The 14486-nt window shown below is 56.2% G+C and carries 14 protein-coding genes and 3 pseudogenes; 4 read left to right on the top strand and 13 right to left on the bottom strand.

What is annotated here, in order from left to right; genetic code table 11:
- Positions 1-4: 4 nt before the first annotated feature.
- The 5 genes from creD to rloA2 form a co-directional block, all read right to left on the bottom strand.
- On the bottom strand, positions 5-1384 hold the full coding sequence (creD, locus tag AC0V2S_RS00085) for a cell envelope integrity protein CreD (protein ID WP_475507992.1): 1380 nt from the start codon (positions 1382-1384) through the stop codon (positions 5-7).
- 175 nt (positions 1385-1559) lie between these two features.
- Positions 1560-1991 carry a CBS domain-containing protein gene (locus AC0V2S_RS00080; protein ID WP_475507991.1) on the bottom strand — a complete coding sequence of 144 codons (432 nt, stop codon included), beginning with the start codon at positions 1989-1991 and terminating at the stop codon, positions 1560-1562.
- A 144-nt stretch (positions 1992-2135) separates the two neighbouring features.
- On the bottom strand, positions 2136-3557 hold the full coding sequence (creC, locus tag AC0V2S_RS00075; protein WP_475507990.1) for a two-component system sensor histidine kinase CreC: 1422 nt from the start codon (positions 3555-3557) through the stop codon (positions 2136-2138).
- Positions 3557-4234, bottom strand: a complete 678-nt coding sequence (gene creB / locus AC0V2S_RS00070; RefSeq protein WP_475507989.1) for a two-component system response regulator CreB — start codon at positions 4232-4234, stop codon at positions 3557-3559. The genes creC and creB overlap by 1 nt, the downstream gene beginning before the upstream one ends.
- A gap of 168 nt (positions 4235-4402) precedes the next feature.
- A complete protein-coding gene (gene rloA2 / locus AC0V2S_RS00065; protein ID WP_475507988.1) occupies positions 4403-4903 on the bottom strand; it encodes a retropepsin-like aspartic peptidase RloA2 in 501 nt (166 codons plus the stop codon).
- A gap of 176 nt (positions 4904-5079) precedes the next feature.
- On the opposite strand from rloA2, the gene AC0V2S_RS00060 reads away from it, so the two are divergent.
- Positions 5080-5970 (top strand): acyltransferase, encoded by an 891-nt coding sequence (locus AC0V2S_RS00060; RefSeq protein WP_475507987.1) that lies wholly within the window; start codon positions 5080-5082, stop codon positions 5968-5970.
- Here the strand turns inward: AC0V2S_RS00060 and AC0V2S_RS00055 are convergent.
- From AC0V2S_RS00055 to glnK, 5 genes are all read right to left on the bottom strand, one after another.
- Positions 5967-6539 (bottom strand): DUF2780 domain-containing protein, encoded by a 573-nt coding sequence (locus tag AC0V2S_RS00055; protein WP_475507986.1) that lies wholly within the window; start codon positions 6537-6539, stop codon positions 5967-5969. The two genes, AC0V2S_RS00060 and AC0V2S_RS00055, sit on opposite strands and share 4 nt — an antisense overlap.
- 206 nt (positions 6540-6745) lie before the next feature.
- Positions 6746-7078, bottom strand: a complete 333-nt coding sequence (sutA, locus tag AC0V2S_RS00050; RefSeq protein ID WP_475507985.1) for a transcriptional regulator SutA — start codon at positions 7076-7078, stop codon at positions 6746-6748.
- Between the two features lie 77 nt (positions 7079-7155).
- Complete coding sequence (locus AC0V2S_RS00045) at positions 7156-7608, bottom strand: secondary thiamine-phosphate synthase enzyme YjbQ (RefSeq protein ID WP_475507984.1); 453 nt, start codon at positions 7606-7608, stop codon at positions 7156-7158.
- Positions 7609-7813: 205 nt separating this feature from the next.
- Positions 7814-9142, bottom strand: coding sequence for an ammonium transporter (locus AC0V2S_RS00040; protein ID WP_475507983.1), 1329 nt, complete (start codon positions 9140-9142; stop codon positions 7814-7816).
- 36 nt (positions 9143-9178) lie between these two features.
- The gene (gene glnK / locus AC0V2S_RS00035; protein ID WP_003457590.1) at positions 9179-9517 is read right to left on the bottom strand and encodes a P-II family nitrogen regulator; all 339 of its coding nucleotides are present in this window, start codon (positions 9515-9517) and stop codon (positions 9179-9181) included.
- Between the two features lie 405 nt (positions 9518-9922).
- On the opposite strand from glnK, the pseudogene AC0V2S_RS00030 reads away from it, so the two are divergent.
- The 3 genes and pseudogenes from AC0V2S_RS00030 (at position 9923) to AC0V2S_RS00020 (ending at position 12360) form a co-directional block, all read left to right on the top strand.
- A pseudogene (locus AC0V2S_RS00030) lies at positions 9923-10182 on the top strand (accessory factor UbiK family protein).
- A gap of 39 nt (positions 10183-10221) precedes the next feature.
- A pseudogene (locus AC0V2S_RS00025) lies at positions 10222-10449 on the top strand (magnesium chelatase domain-containing protein); the annotation flags it as partial.
- An 81-nt stretch (positions 10450-10530) separates the two neighbouring features.
- A complete protein-coding gene (locus tag AC0V2S_RS00020) occupies positions 10531-12360 on the top strand; it encodes a hypothetical protein (protein WP_475507982.1) in 1830 nt (609 codons plus the stop codon).
- Between the two features lie 379 nt (positions 12361-12739).
- Here the strand turns inward: AC0V2S_RS00020 and AC0V2S_RS00015 are convergent, their stop codons facing one another.
- The 3 genes and pseudogenes from AC0V2S_RS00015 to AC0V2S_RS00005 form a co-directional block, all read right to left on the bottom strand.
- The gene (locus AC0V2S_RS00015) at positions 12740-13093 is read right to left on the bottom strand and encodes a DUF6602 domain-containing protein (protein ID WP_475507981.1); all 354 of its coding nucleotides are present in this window, start codon (positions 13091-13093) and stop codon (positions 12740-12742) included.
- 30 nt (positions 13094-13123) lie between these two features.
- The gene (locus AC0V2S_RS00010) at positions 13124-13696 is read right to left on the bottom strand and encodes a hypothetical protein (RefSeq protein ID WP_475507980.1); all 573 of its coding nucleotides are present in this window, start codon (positions 13694-13696) and stop codon (positions 13124-13126) included.
- A 109-nt stretch (positions 13697-13805) separates the two neighbouring features.
- Positions 13806-14486 (bottom strand): annotated as a pseudogene (locus AC0V2S_RS00005) (hypothetical protein); the annotation flags it as partial.

Raw genomic sequence — 14486 nt, 5'->3', positions numbered from 1 at the left:
GCCATCAATCCCCCAGCAGACCAGGTTCAAGGGTCAGGTGCGGCTCCGGGGTAGGTGCTTTGCCCACGCCATACCAGTCCAGTTTGCGGGTCAGCAGCATCACGCAGGCCAGCACACCGAATACCAGCAACGAACCCATCAGCAGCGCGTAGTCCTCGGCGCTTAGCAGCACGTACAGCACGCCGTACAAGCTCGCCAAGCCAACGGTGAAACCCGCACCGCGCAGCCAGCTGTGCAACACATGGCAGACATAGAAGCCCACCAACGCCACACACGCGCCGGCCGACACGCCATAGGCCAGGGCGAAATCCAGATGCTCGGACATCGATAGCAACAGCAGGTAGAACATCGCCAGCGCCAAACCTACCAGGCCGTATTGCACCGGGTGCACGGACAGGCGTTTAAGCACTTCGGTGAGGAAGAAGCCGCCGAAGGTCAGGGCGATAAACAGCAGCGCATATTTGATCGCGCGGTCGGTCTTCAGGTACTGGTCCACCGGGTCGACGAAGCTCACGCCAAACGTGCGGGCATCAAAGGTGCTGCAACCGGTGATATTCACGCACTCGCGCAGCACGCGCTCCATATCGGTGGCGAAGAAACTGGTTTGCCAGGTGGCGTTGAAACCTTGCTCGGTGATCTCACGTTCGGCGGGCAGAAACTCGCCCATAAAGCTCGGGTGGGGCCAGTCGGATTGGAGATGCACCTGGCTGTCACGACCCACCGGCACCACGCTGAAACTGGAGGTGCCTTGCAGTTTGAGGTTGAACGCGTAGTTCAGCTTCATGGTGACCGTGGTGTTGATAGCGCCCAGCGGTGCATGCACACCGTTGGCCAGCATGTCATCGCCAAAGCCCGGTTCGAAGTCCAGCGTGCGGCCATTGAGGTCGAGCTTGAGGGCATTGTTGATGCCGCGAATATCGCTGATGCCAACGGCCAGGAAGGGCTCGTCGAACTGGTAGTCGGCCAGGTCTTCGGTAATGCCGTAGTTGGCCGGCACTTCGAAGTGGCCGCTAATCTGGTTATCGCTTTTGAACAAGCGCGCTTCGTAGATGCCACGGGCCCGCAGTTCGGTGTTTACCTCGCCGTTGAGGCTGAAGCTTTCGGGCAGCACGTAGAGGCGGCTGGAGACCGTGTGCTCTTCCTGATAACGCACACCGGTTTTCTCGGCAGTTTTCCACTCACGGATTTTCTGCCGGTACGGCACCACCAGAATCGGCCCGGTGATCTGCTGGCTGAAACTGGAGCTGCGGGCAATGTTTTCCAGCACGCCATCACGCGCCGACTGCCGCTCGTTGATCAGGCCGTCGATCATGAACAGGGGAATTAACAACAGGATAATCAGAAGGCCGATGGCCCCGAGTTTGATGCCCAGACTGCGATTCATCGCGATGCTCTCCATGTGGTTGGGATGGAGAGAGTGTGGGGAGGGAGGATGGAGCGGTTATGCAGTGAATGTGGAGTTTGTATGGAGATCAGCATGGGTTTCGCTGCGCTCTACCCATCCTACGGATTGCGCCCGCCTGTAGGATGGGTAGAGCGCAGCGAAACCCATCAATGCGCTATTCGCCGCGAATGTACTGCTCAAGGTGATTAATCAAACTCTCCTGCTCGGAGATGATGTCTTTCACCAGGTCGCCAATCGACAGCAGGCCAATCAGCTTGCCCTCTTCCATTACCGGCAAATGCCGCAGATGGCCGTCGGTCATCAGTTGCATGCAGTGGCGGTTGCCCTCTTTCGGGCTCACGGTGATGACCTTGGGCGTCATGATTTCGCTGACCTTGGCCGATGTGGCGCGCTCCAGCATGGCGATCTTGCGCACGTAGTCGCGCTCACTGACGATGCCCACCAATTCGCCGTTCTCGGTCACCAGCAACGCGCCGATGCCCAGCTCGCCCATCAGCTTCACAGCCTCCAGCACCGAGGTTTCCGGGCTGACGGTGAAAATGCTGTTCCGGGTTTTCGCTTTGAGGATTTCCGCAACGGTTTTCATACCCTGACTCCTTCGGCGTTTTTCTTATTGGTGCAGTGGCAATCACGTTTAGTGCCAACAGCACGGACTTCGATGTCCGGGCAGTCGCTGAGACACAATTGAACAGGCTTTGCAGAGCGGTTACAGCACTGAAAACGGCTTCTGCTAGTGCACCAGCGGCAGACTCAAACGCACCTCTACACCACCAGCAACGTTGCCAATTGTTATAGCACCGCCATGCAGGCTGGCCACTTCTTGCACAAAGTTGAGGCCAAGGCCGGTGCTTTTGCGACCACTGACAGGGCGCGGCAGGGAATAGAAACGCTCGGTGAGACGGGAGAGGGCGTAGTCAGGAATGGGCGCGCATTGGTTGAACACCACCAAGGTCAGCGCGCTTTCCTGCGGTTCGACCGTAAAGCGCAGCGCGCCACCCGCCGGGGTGAAGTCCAGGGCGTTGTCGAGCAGGTTGGCCAGCGCCTGTTGCAGCAAAAAACGCTCGCCAATCACCTGCACATCGGCCGGCACCTGGTTATCTACCTGCAGGCTCAAGGTGCGCGCGGCCTGTGCGTGCAGTTGTTCGTCCACCAAGGCACGCAATGGCAACGGCACGCGCTCGTCGAGGCCTTGGCGTTGCTCCACCAGAGCCAGGTTCAGCAGGCGTTCGATCAGCTGCTGCAAGCGGGCGCTTTCAGTCTGGATATTGCCGACAAAGCGCTGCCGCTGTTCAGTCGGCATATCTCCTTCCAGCAACTCCGCCGCACCACGAATTGCCGCCAGCGGGCTTTTCAGTTCGTGGGTCAGCGTGTGCACGTAGCGCTCAACGTAGGCCTTGCCTTCCAGCTCGCTGCGCATATGTTCCAGCGCCTCGGCCAACTGTTTCAGCTCGCCGCCCTGCAACTCGGGCAACGGACTGCGCTCGCCCGCCGACACCGCCTGGGCGTAGTCGGTGAGGCGGCGCAACGACGCGCTCAGCCACCACGACAGCAAGCCGCCGGCCAGCAAACCGAGAAAGATCAACCCGGCGCCAAACCAGGCCAGGCGCATCTGCGAGCGTTCGATATAGGGCTGCAAGGTGCGGCTCGGCTTGCTCACCGAAATCACGCCGATGATCTTGCCGTCTTCCTTGATCGGTGCGGCTACGTACATCACCGAGGTTTCCGGGTCGTCTGGCACTTCGCGGGTGGAGCGCGCGCCGTATTGGCCGTGCAGGGTCAGGTACACATCGTTCCAGCGCGAATAATCCTGGCCGACCGCTTCGCCGCTGGAATCCACCACCACCTTGCCCTGAGCGTCGGTGACGTAGATGCGGTGGCTGACTTCACTTTTGGTCATACCCCAGATTTGCGCCGCCGGCTGGCGCTGGCCATAGGCCTGAAAGCGCTCCTGCCAATGCGCCTGATCCAGCCGACCGCTGCGCAGGTCATCGCGCAGCAACTCGGCCAGCAGGTTGGCGGTGTCGACCAGGGTTTCTTCGGTGGTTTGCCGCACGCCGGGGCGGACTTCGTCCATCACCGTGCTCAGCACAAACCAGCCGGACAGGCCGACGAACACAAAGTAGACGAGGAAAATCCGGATCCCGAGCGGCATCAGTCCACCTTGATGCTGTAGCCCAGGCCGCGATGGGTCTGGATCGGTTCGGCATCGGCGGTCACCTGGCGCAACTTGGCGCGCAGGCTTTTGATATGGCTGTCGATATTGCGCTCATAACCAGCCTCGGCCGGCACCCCGGCGCCATCGAGCAACTGTTCGCGGCTGAACACCCGCTGCGGCTGGGCCAGCAGGGTGTGTAGCAGGCGGAATTCGTGGCGAGTCAGGCTGAGCAGACGGCCGTGGTAATGAATCTGAAAACGCTCGGCATCCACGGCAAACACGCTGGCGGCGGCCGGCGCGGCAACCCCACGCGGCTGCATCCGTTTGAGAATGGCCTTGACCCGCGCCGCGACTTCGCGAGGGCTGAAGGGTTTGGTCACGTAGTCATCGGCACCGATTTCCAGGCCCACCACGCGGTCGATTTCGGCGTTGCGCGCGGTGAGGAAAATCACCGGCACTTCGGAAAAACGGCGCAGTTGTTTGCAGGCTTCGAAGCCGGTCATGTCCGGCAGGCCGACGTCGAGAATCAACAGGTCGGCCGGGGTGTTTTGCTGATAGGTCAGCGCTTCGCCGGCCAGGGTCAGCCAGTGCGTGCTGTAGCCCTCACTTTGCAGGGCGTAGATCAGGGTGTCGGCGATCGAGGCTTCATCCTCGACCAGCAGAATGGTCGGCATGTGCGTCCTGCAGCATGAGGGGCAAGGCGCTCAATTTACCACCACGGGATTAGCGTAACGACGGATATTCTGGATCCCAGCATCCGCTGGGATGACGGAGTAAGTTCATACAACACCGTCATCCCAGCGCAGGCTGGGATCCAGATTTTCGGATATTCCCCGATTACCTCAGCACTTCGGCTGCCCAGCCGTGAAGCGCCGCGCCGGGTTCACCGCCGCATCAAACTCACGCAACGCCTTGGCACCAATCAGCAGCGGGTAATTGAAGCTGCTGCGGTCGGTCAGGTTCACCTCGATGATGCGGCTCACGCCGTCCATGCACATGCGCAGGGCCACCACCGGGCGCTTGGCAACGGCGGTGCCTTCTTCGCCTTCTTCCTCGTCGGAGCGGCTTTTGATTTTGCTGACGCGCGCCACCTTGTGCTCGTAGAGCTTGTCGCTGGCGTCTTTGGTGGCCAGGCGGAAACGCACCCAGTCATCGCCATCTTTTTTGAACAGCTCGATGTCCTTGGCCGACAACGAGGCGGTCAGGGCGCCGGTGTCCATCTTGGCTTTGAAGGTTTGGTCCAGCTCCGGCAGCTTGATGTATTCGTAGCGGCCATAAACGGTCGGCTCGGCGGCCAGAACGGGCAGCGCGACAAGCGCTAGCACGGCAAGAAAAGATTTCACGGGTCAGGTCTCTCCAGACGTTAGGGGGCTGAATGGGCCCCTTCATACAGGAAACGGGGTGAAGAAAATGTAGCGAATGGTGAACAACAGTGTGTCGGCCAAACTTCCAGCCAGCGACTTGGAAGGCACGCCAGGCCTGATTATCATTGGCCGCCTGCGCTTAGTAAGGAGCCTACATGCGCCGTTTGCTCACCGGTATGACCGTCGCCTTGCTGCTTTTGCTCAACACATTGGTGTTGATCGGTCCGTTGATGATCCTTGGCCTGCTCAAGCTGATCCTGCCTGGCAAGCTTCGGGCCGCCTGTTCTGCTGGCGTGGTGTGGGTTGCCGAAACCTGGTCGGACATCGACAAATTCATCTTCGCCCTGTGCCTGCCCACCGTCTGGGAAATCCGCGGCGACAACGCACTGCGCATGGACCGCTCCTATTTGATGATCAGCAACCACCAATCCTGGGTGGATATTCCCGCGCTGATGCAAGCCTTCAACCGCAAGGCGCCGTTCTTCAAATTCTTTCTGAAAAAAGAACTGCTCTGGGTACCGCTGCTGGGCCTGGCCTGGTGGGCGCTGGACTACCCCTTTATGAAGCGCTACTCCAAGGCCTACCTCGCCAAACACCCGGAGATGGCCGGCAAAGACTTGCTCATCACCCAGCAGGCCTGCGAAAAATTTCGCAACCTGCCCGTCAGCGTAGTGAATTATCTGGAAGGCACCCGCTGTACTGCGGCTAAGCAAGCCGAACAACAATCACCGTACAAACACCTGCTCAAGCCCAAGGCCGGCGGCGTGGCGTTTGTATTGGCGAGTTTGGGTGAACAGCTGGACGCCATTCTGGACATCACCGTGTTCTACCCCGGCGAGCGAATTCCCGGTTTCTGGGATTTGCTATGCGGGCGCGTGCCCAGGGTGGTGGTGGATATCCAGACGCTGCCGATGGACCCGGCGCTGTGGCAGGGCGACTACCAGAACGACGCGCAATTTCGCGTGTATATGCAGAATTGGATATCCGAACGGTGGGCGCAAAAGGATGCCCTGCTGAGCACCCTTAAAAACGAATCGCTGGCTTAGCTAGCCGGCGTCCACAGGCTGCCCAGGTTACCCAAGAGCGAACCGCCAACACCCTGCTGACCGAGGTATTGCAACAGCAACGGCGCGAATTGGCCGATCATGCCGCTGTCCATACCCAGCGCGCCGAAGGCGGCGCTCAAGTCCTGCGGGTTATTCACATTGGAAACTGCGGCTGTCGCTTCCGGGCTCACCGGCTTACCCGCCGACTTACCCAGCAGGCCGCTCAACGAACCCAGCTGAGCCAGGCCATTGGCCCCTTCAAACTTCTCCAAACCCGGCACGGTTTGCGTCAGCTGGCTGTACTCATTGTTCGGCAATTGATTCTTCGCCAACCCCAGCATCGCGCCCGTGCCACCGACCGCCTGTTGTGGGGTGACCTTCAACTGCTTGAGCGCCGCGAGTAACTGCAAGTTCTGCGGATTGCTCAGCAACGCCGCCGACTTGTCGTTTCCGCCGCCGCCCTGGCTCGCCGAATAGAGGCTCGCCGCATCATTCAGATTGAACGCAAACGCCTGGCAACTCAGCACAGACAACGCAGCAAGCAAGACCAGGCGACGGGAAGCAGACATCGGAAAAACCTCAGCGGGGAATAGTGAGCGGTTGGACTGGGGGGAACGGGTGATGTTCCCCGGCCGCCGCGATTATCCACATCTACGAAGGTGAGCGCCTGCCCTTCGCAAGGTGTGCGCCGCGCACCAATGCGTTCGCCGCGCAGCCGATCGCCAAGGCCAACAAAAAGCCCGCCAAATTGGCGGGCTTTTTGTTGGCCTAAACTTTAAATAGGGCGGCTGCCGTACTTGCTGTCGGGCTTCTTGGGGGGATCGGCGACCACATTAGGCTCGACTTCCTGCACCTTGCCGCCACGGGAGAGAAACTCCTGCATGGCACGCTCCAGCGCATCCCGCTCCTTCTGCTTGGCTTCAATGCTCGGCAACTCGTCAATATCGACGGCAGCCTTGGCTTTCTTGCCAGACTTTACCGGGGCATCGCTATCACTGTCGCTGTCTTCGCTGTCATCAGCTACACCATCGTCAGCCGCCGCCAGCTCTTCGCCGTCGTCTTCCGCACCATTTTCCAGGTCGTCTTGTTCCAGATCTTCGTCGCTCATGTTTAACCTCATGACTTGCGAAAAGCAGGTTAGTTATAGCCCAGCAATGCGCGCTGTCGCGCATTGCCAGAAAAAATTCAAAGAGCCTCGCCCGAGAGGGTCGCAAGCACTCTTCTGGGGCCACCGTGATCGCGGTGTTCCCCCAGGTAAATCCCTTGCCAGGTTCCCAGTGCCAACCGCCCTGCCGTAATCGGTAGTGTTACTTGGCAACCCAGCAAACTTGCCTTGAAGTGCGCCGGCAAATCATCCGGGCCTTCATCGTTGTGCTCGTAACCGGCCTCGGTTCCTCTATCGGCAATACTGCTGCCGGCTTGAGGCACAAGCCGATTGAAAAACCGCTCAAAGTCGCGTCGCACAGCCGGGTCGGCATTCTCGTTGATCGTCAGCGACGCCGAGGTGTGCAACAGCCACAGATGTAACAGACCCAAGCGATAGCTACGCAGTTCCGGCAATTTGGCCAGCACCTCATCTGTGACCAGATGAAAGCCCCGAGGCCTTGCCTGCAAGCTGAATTCGCGTTGCTGCCACATATGCATCTCCGCCGTTTCGGCGCGCATTCTAGCGTGCTGCGAGAAAAAGCAAAGGGCGCAGGCCAGAGCGTTTGAGTTTATTTAAGCGATCAGGGTTTTCAAGCCCAGGCGGGCTCGACAAAGGTCGTAATTCCACGTACTGCAAAATGCAAAATGCCCGGCAGAGCCGGGCATTTTTTGTGCGGGTACAGCCTATAAGAAAACCTTACAGGTTGTAGCCACGCTCGTTGTGTTGCGCGAGGTCCAGACCAACAGTCTCTTCCTCTTCGCTGACACGCAGACCCATGACCAGGTCCAGTACTTTCAGGATGACGAAGGTCACGATGGCGGTGTAGACCACGGTGAAACCAACACCTTTGAACTGGATCCAGACTTGTGCGCCGATGTCTTCAACGGTGCCGAAGCCGCCCAGTGCCGGGGCTGCGAATACACCAGTCAGCAGAGCACCGATGATGCCGCCGATACCGTGTACACCGAAGGCGTCCAGGGAATCGTCGTAACCCAGTTTGCGTTTCAGAGCGGTAGCGCAGAAGAAGCACACTACGCCGCCGACAGCGCCGATAACCAGAGCACCCATCGGGCCTACGGTACCAGCGGCCGGAGTGATGGCAACCAGACCGGCAACCACACCCGAGGCGATGCCCAGTGCGCTTGGTTTGCCGTGGGTGATCCACTCAGCGAACATCCAGCCCAGTGCCGCAGCAGCGGTAGCGATCTGGGTAACCAGCATGGCCATGCCGGCAGTGCCGTTGGCAGCAGCAGCGGAACCGGCGTTGAAGCCGAACCAGCCGACCCACAGCATGGCCGCGCCGACCAGGGTGTAGCCCAGGTTGTGCGGAGCCATCGGAGTGGTTGGGTAGCCTTTGCGTTTGCCCAGTACCAGGCAAGCGATCAGACCCGCCACACCAGCGTTGATGTGCACCACGGTGCCGCCAGCGAAGTCCAGTACGCCCCAGTCCCACAGCAGGCCACCGTCGCCGCTCCAGACCATGTGAGCGATTGGTGCGTAGACCAGGGTGAACCACACGCCCATGAACACCAGCATCGCGGAGAACTTCATGCGCTCAGCGAAAGCACCGACGATCAAAGCCGGGGTGATGATGGCGAAGGTCATTTGGAAAGTGATGAATACACTTTCCGGGAACAGTGCTGCCGCAGAGGTCAGACCGTCATGGGTCAGGCCGCTGAGGAAGGCTTTGTTCAAGCTACCTACGAAGGAGTTGAAGTTGATGACGCCTTTTTCCATACCGGTGGTATCGAAGGCCATGCTGTAGCCGTACACCATCCACAGGATGCTGATCAGACCGGTAATGGCGAAGCACTGCATCATCACGGAAAGGATGTTCTTGGAGCGAACCATGCCGCCGTAGAACAGCGCCAAACCGGGGATGGTCATGAACAGCACCAGCGCCGTGGAGGTCATCATCCACGATGTATCGCCGGAGTTTAGAACGGCCTCGTCGGCAGCCAGGGCAAGGCCTGGGGTAACGAGGGACAAAAGGGCTCCTAGCCCTGCGAGCTTACGCAGAGTCATATTGTTTTCTCCTGGGGCGTTGGGTTCGGCTGCGGCTTAGATTGCGTCGGTGCCGGTTTCGCCGGTACGGATGCGAATGGCCTGTTCCAGATTGACCACGAAGATCTTGCCGTCACCGATCTTGCCGGTGTTGGCCGCCTTGGTGATGGCTTCGATAACGCGGTCCAGCTGATCATCAGCAATGGCCACGTCGATCTTCACCTTGGGCAGGAAGTCGACCACGTATTCGGCGCCGCGATACAACTCGGTATGGCCTTTCTGACGCCCGAAGCCTTTGACTTCAGTGACAGTGATGCCCTGCACGCCGATCTCCGATAGCGACTCGCGCACATCGTCCAGCTTGAACGGTTTGATGATGGCAGTTACTAACTTCATGAAACTCTCTCCCGTATTGGTGGACTTGCCCCAGGAAAAACGAACCCGGCTCAAGTCTAAGCGCAGTGTCTGGCTTTGTAACGCATCGAACGTCCTCAGGGAGGGCTCTCGACACAACCAATCGCTCCTGGCGAAACGACTCCCCCGCTTCGCCTTACGCATCCGAACTGCATCGGTGCATGCGTCATAGGCCACTAAGCAGAAACCTTGCCAGCTCGCCGAAAAGCTTGAAATTCAGCGAGTTACTGCGGCTGAGCTACGGCATGCCCAGACAGCGCTAGCCAGTCACGCGCAACAACAGTGCAGCCGCTCCGTGGCCAACGCTCCAAAACCGTGCAAAACCCTGCAACCGATAGCCTAGATGCTGCGTGGTACACTGCCAGCCGTCTTTTCGGGAACCTTTTTATGCTGCCGCCCAAAGCCTTGCTCGATGCCCTCAGTACCCACGCCTCGCGCCTTTCAATGGCGAAACGCCGTTGCCGCGCAGCGAATTCGAAACCCAGTTCAAAGCCCTGCTGCAAAGTGGTTTCAGCAAACTCGATCTGGTGAGTCGCGAAGAGTTCGACAGCCAGATGGCCGTGCTTGCCCGCACCCGCGCACGCCTTGAGGCACTAGAAGCCAAGGTCGCCGAGCTGGAAGCCAAAGTAACGCCGCCCAGCGAGTAACCAACCTCGCCTGAGCGGCATGTGATCAAGGAGTGATCCATGTCCCTGGCTATCGTTCATAGCCGCGCCCAAGTTGGCGTCGAAGCCCCCACCGTGATTGTCGAAGCGCACCTGGCCAACGGGTTGCCTTCGCTCACCCTGGTCGGCCTTCCGGAAACGGCAGTCAAAGAAAGCAAGGACCGCGTGCGTAGCGCAATTCTGAATTGCGCCTTTGAATTCCCCCAACGTCGCATCACCCTTAACCTCGCTCCGGCCGACTTACCCAAATATCAAACGCTACGCTAATTGATACTCTGACCCATTAGAGTGAAACTAGACCCACGTTATGTGTTACAGGGTCAGGTATTGATGGGCGCGGTGAAGCACCAGTCGTTAACTATTGACGGCATCTGGAGAGTGGCAGCTATAGGTGCCACGATTAACCACACGCCAAGTTCAGAGAGCCCCTCCACCGACCTGAGGTTCTTGGTAAAGCTTAGAACACCCCCGCAGACCCCATCTGCGCCTGACGTCATTGACTACCTTCCGATTGGCGAGCTCCCGCTCTTTTCACATGAAGCGGTAATCATCGATAAATACATCGTCCGAGGAAGCGAGTACGACGCTAATCTCCGCCCTCCCGCAGACGAACAACTCGATTTTTCTCCACAAAACCTACGCATCTTCAGACGGCTCGATGTAGTAGACGGTGAACTGATCATCCCTCCTGGGAAGAACGAAGCTCTGCCTGCTGATGATGAATTCAATGGATACTTTGTCGGCGTTGGTAAAGATGGCGACCCTTACAGCATCATCATTCCAGCCATGGAGGTCGTTAGGTTCTTCTACGCCACGTCAGCAACCTTCACGAAGGTACTGTTCGACGATAGGATCCTCGACCCACGCAGCCACCTGTTCTTCAACACGGTAATCGACGCGAAAGGAAACGCATCCTTCGTTCTTCGGAAGCGGATGAAGGACGCGGACGCCCTTTATCTGGCACGCTTCGCCTTCAACGCTTATGCGATGAAGCAGGCTAAAAATATCTATTTGTTTTGGGCTGTAAGGAAAGCAGTCGGCCCCTACGCCGCCGTAAGTGCAATTCCGCCAATTGATTTCCCGGCCCGCACTGAGTTCTTGTACCGCCAGATCCAAACCGGGACCAGAACTCGCAAACTCATTGTTCGCATTTTGCGCTGCCACTGCCCACCGCCGTTCAAAACACTGGTGTACGACCGAGAGAACCGGGGAAACAAATCAAACGATGATAAAGGCGAGAAAAACCTTTCTACCTACCCCCCAACTCCAAAATTTGATGTCGCTACGGATGACCCGCTAGAGACGCTCCTGAGCGTTGCTCCCGCACATGGCGGCGCTCAAACCGAAATCCGAGATCCAACGATTGATGACCGGTTTCCGCTGCTTCAAGAGACCGGGTCGAAAAAAGTCACAACCGACTCTGCAAAATCTCAGTACGACAAAAATCAGCCCGTTCCTATTGCGACGCCCTCCACCGCAGGATCAGTAATCGATCCTGTCGCCAACGGCGGAGCAATCTCCAAAACAGACATAAAAGGGAGCAATAACAATATACAAGGCGATCCCCAGCAGCACGATGATCGCGAGCCCGTGCATACCGATGACATTGACGTAACTTACAATGAATATGGCCACGAATCAGTCATTCGAAAACTAAAATGGATAGAGCAATACACACTAGCATCAGTTGGCTATATAAAAGCATTGAACAGCTATGCCACGGTCAGCTCTATACCGGTAAATGTTTATCCATCGACAATTGACGGAAGACAAAAGCGGTGGCTATTCACCGATGATGGTTGGAGCAGGCGCAGATTTGCCATTGTTGCCGAAATCGAATGGAACCGAAAAACTCGCTATGTTCTGGAGCTTCAGCAAGTATTAGGTAAACAACAATGTTCTACGATTATCTTTTGGAACACATCTGAAACTAGCATCACCCAAGCAGATATCAAAGAGCTATTGGTGTCGTGCGCGCGCCTAGGGAAGGCATCTCTAGCATCAGCTGGAACAGCCGTATTTTCTTGGGGCAGGCTTCATCACTCGCGCTTGTCTGCTGAAGAGCCAGAAAAAAGAGAGGTGGCGGAGCACTTTCTGTTCAGAGTCTGGTCAGTAAAACCTGTGGGGAGAGATGGTGCTGCTGCCTCGTCGCTCGACTGAGTTACGTTTATTTTGATAGAGGCAATGTATCACGATATATACGACTCCCACTTAACCCCTCGCATCACCAACCGGCCAGTGACTTTCGAAAGCAGGGCAAGCAAGCGCGCTAACCCAATCGCCGGACTGTGGAACTTTAGATAACTCCCGACCTCCTGACGCCCAAACAAAATTCCTTCATTTTTAATCAAAACCCCATTAACCAAGTCCAAATAAACATCTGGGCGACCATTATCTGGCAACTCCATAAGCTTACCTTCTATGGTTTCCAAGGAAGACCCTTCGTATGTCAGGACGACACTCAATATTCTACTGATGGGCCAAGCCAAGTCGCCTAACGCGGTGCCCTCCAGTGTACTGGGAACTAGCGAATTAACACTCAATATGTTCGCGGAAATTCCCTCCAAATTAACAGGAGTTTTCTTGTCTTAATCTCGAATGTGGCAACAGCACCTTCTTGAAAGATCAGATCATGCCCACTCGCAAATGGTAAACGCGGCATCGACTTTAGCATGAGAACAATGTCCTGCTGCTTCGAAAGCCTCCCGCCTGAGTCGACAATCATCCCACTGACAACGCTGGTCATCTCAGGTAGATGCGCCACTAGGAAATCTTGGATTAGACGTTCACGCGCAGAGCCGGAAGTTGCGGAGTGTCTAAGTACATTAGTCATCGCATATTGGGCATTCAAAGCCTTAACCGCGCCTTCGCAATATTCAATTAATGGCTTCATAGCTAGCTCGTCTAAACTGAATTTCAAATATCATATGGAGAATTCCATACCGAGCTCAAAGCGCTTTGACGTATAGTCTTGTAACGTCGAAAAACGCACAGCTTTACCCGCAGAAACGCCTATCACAGACACAAAACCTCCGGAAGTGGCGTGCGCCGTCGACCGTTTACCAGTGGGAGGCTTCTTATATTTACTAAGCAAGTCGAGGTAGGCCATAAACTCGGCATGTGGCAGCGCATGGGTTAAGGTATCACCAATATTGACGAAGCTACCCTCTTTGAAATAATGTCGAGCAATTAACCTTAGCGACTCCGACGGCTCACCTAACACAGCTTCCGCATAAACCAAAAAGTGATGGCGAAAATCACCTAATTTTTCCACAGCAATCTTGAATTGGTCCGTTTTAAACTTTACCTTTTCAGTTGAAATTTTATCTTTATTAATTTTAAACTCAACTAAAATCATTTTGCAGTCAGCGCCAAATATACCATCAGCCCCGTAACGCTCTGGAGCGCCAGCGAGAGGCGCTGCAAAATCTAGCTTTCTTTCATTCGAAAGACGCACTACATACATATACTCAACAGTCTTTTCCCACCAACTCATAAAGCCTCGCCTTACTCAATCAAAAACCCGACACGCTCTTAATTTAACAAATTCCTAAATTTTAGGAAACTTCAGGTGTTTCGCGTCTCGAATGATATGTTTACGCCCATTACTCCTCGTTGTCCAAACTCTCTACGGGGTTAATGACAAATGCCTGTCGCATGTGCAGAGAATTATGAACTTCTTCAAGTACTATCTCTCGAGTTTCTGGGTTGGTCCACACCTGTACAACTCCAGACCTTCTGAACACATCCTCTCTCGCGTAAGGATTGTGATAAACCCGCAGCCCATCAGTGATCGTTTCGCCGATTTCCCCTTTACTGAAGGTTCTTCGTTCTATCCCATGCTCGGTTTCCCACTGCGAACTAACAACCATAAACGGATTCTCAGACAGCGCGTCAACCTTTCCCCACGTTGCAACGCTGCTAAAGACCACAGCGCTTACGTGCGAAAATCTCTCGCAGTCAAAAAAGCCGAGCTCTATCTCGGCGCCGTTGTCTTTGGATACGCAACCCAGGCTTTTGCCTTCTGGCCCGTCAGGAAATAGCTCCGGGGTTTGTAGATACGCTTGCTCGTCGACGTAGTAGTCATACAGCAGCGCTTCAATAGGCCTGTAGACCTGAAGGTTAAACCAGGGCTGTTCAAAGGTGCAATGGCAACTACGAAAGGTTTGCCCTTTACGTGGTCCAGCTTGGAGTATTTCCTCCAGATAGTGGCTGGCCTTATTCATAAATGCGTTAGCCAAACGAATAATGGCAACTCTGTTTATTTCGTTGAGATCGACTTCTTC

This window comes from Pseudomonas sp. CC11G, from assembly GCF_056174845.1.
The sequence above is the reverse complement of the archived record's forward strand: the minus strand, read 5'-3'. Positions and strand labels throughout refer to the sequence as shown.

Coding starts and splice junctions, on each gene's coding strand:
- AC0V2S_RS00060 (WP_475507987.1), top strand. CDS start 5,080: ATGCGCCGTTTGCTCACCGGTATGACCGTCGCCTTGCTGCTTTTGCTC.
- AC0V2S_RS00015 (WP_475507981.1), bottom strand. CDS start 13,093: ATGAAGCCATTAATTGAATATTGCGAAGGCGCGGTTAAGGCTTTGAAT.
- sutA (WP_475507985.1), bottom strand. CDS start 7,078: ATGAGCGACGAAGATCTGGAACAAGACGACCTGGAAAATGGTGCGGAA.
- AC0V2S_RS00055 (WP_475507986.1), bottom strand. CDS start 6,539: ATGTCTGCTTCCCGTCGCCTGGTCTTGCTTGCTGCGTTGTCTGTGCTG.
- creD (WP_475507992.1), bottom strand. CDS start 1,384: ATGAATCGCAGTCTGGGCATCAAACTCGGGGCCATCGGCCTTCTGATT.
- AC0V2S_RS00045 (WP_475507984.1), bottom strand. CDS start 7,608: ATGTGGCAGCAACGCGAATTCAGCTTGCAGGCAAGGCCTCGGGGCTTT.
- creC (WP_475507990.1), bottom strand. CDS start 3,557: ATGCCGCTCGGGATCCGGATTTTCCTCGTCTACTTTGTGTTCGTCGGC.
- creB (WP_475507989.1), bottom strand. CDS start 4,234: ATGCCGACCATTCTGCTGGTCGAGGATGAAGCCTCGATCGCCGACACC.
- AC0V2S_RS00020 (WP_475507982.1), top strand. CDS start 10,531: ATGGGCGCGGTGAAGCACCAGTCGTTAACTATTGACGGCATCTGGAGA.
- glnK (WP_003457590.1), bottom strand. CDS start 9,517: ATGAAGTTAGTAACTGCCATCATCAAACCGTTCAAGCTGGACGATGTG.
- AC0V2S_RS00040 (WP_475507983.1), bottom strand. CDS start 9,142: ATGACTCTGCGTAAGCTCGCAGGGCTAGGAGCCCTTTTGTCCCTCGTT.
- AC0V2S_RS00080 (WP_475507991.1), bottom strand. CDS start 1,991: ATGAAAACCGTTGCGGAAATCCTCAAAGCGAAAACCCGGAACAGCATT.
- AC0V2S_RS00010 (WP_475507980.1), bottom strand. CDS start 13,696: ATGAGTTGGTGGGAAAAGACTGTTGAGTATATGTATGTAGTGCGTCTT.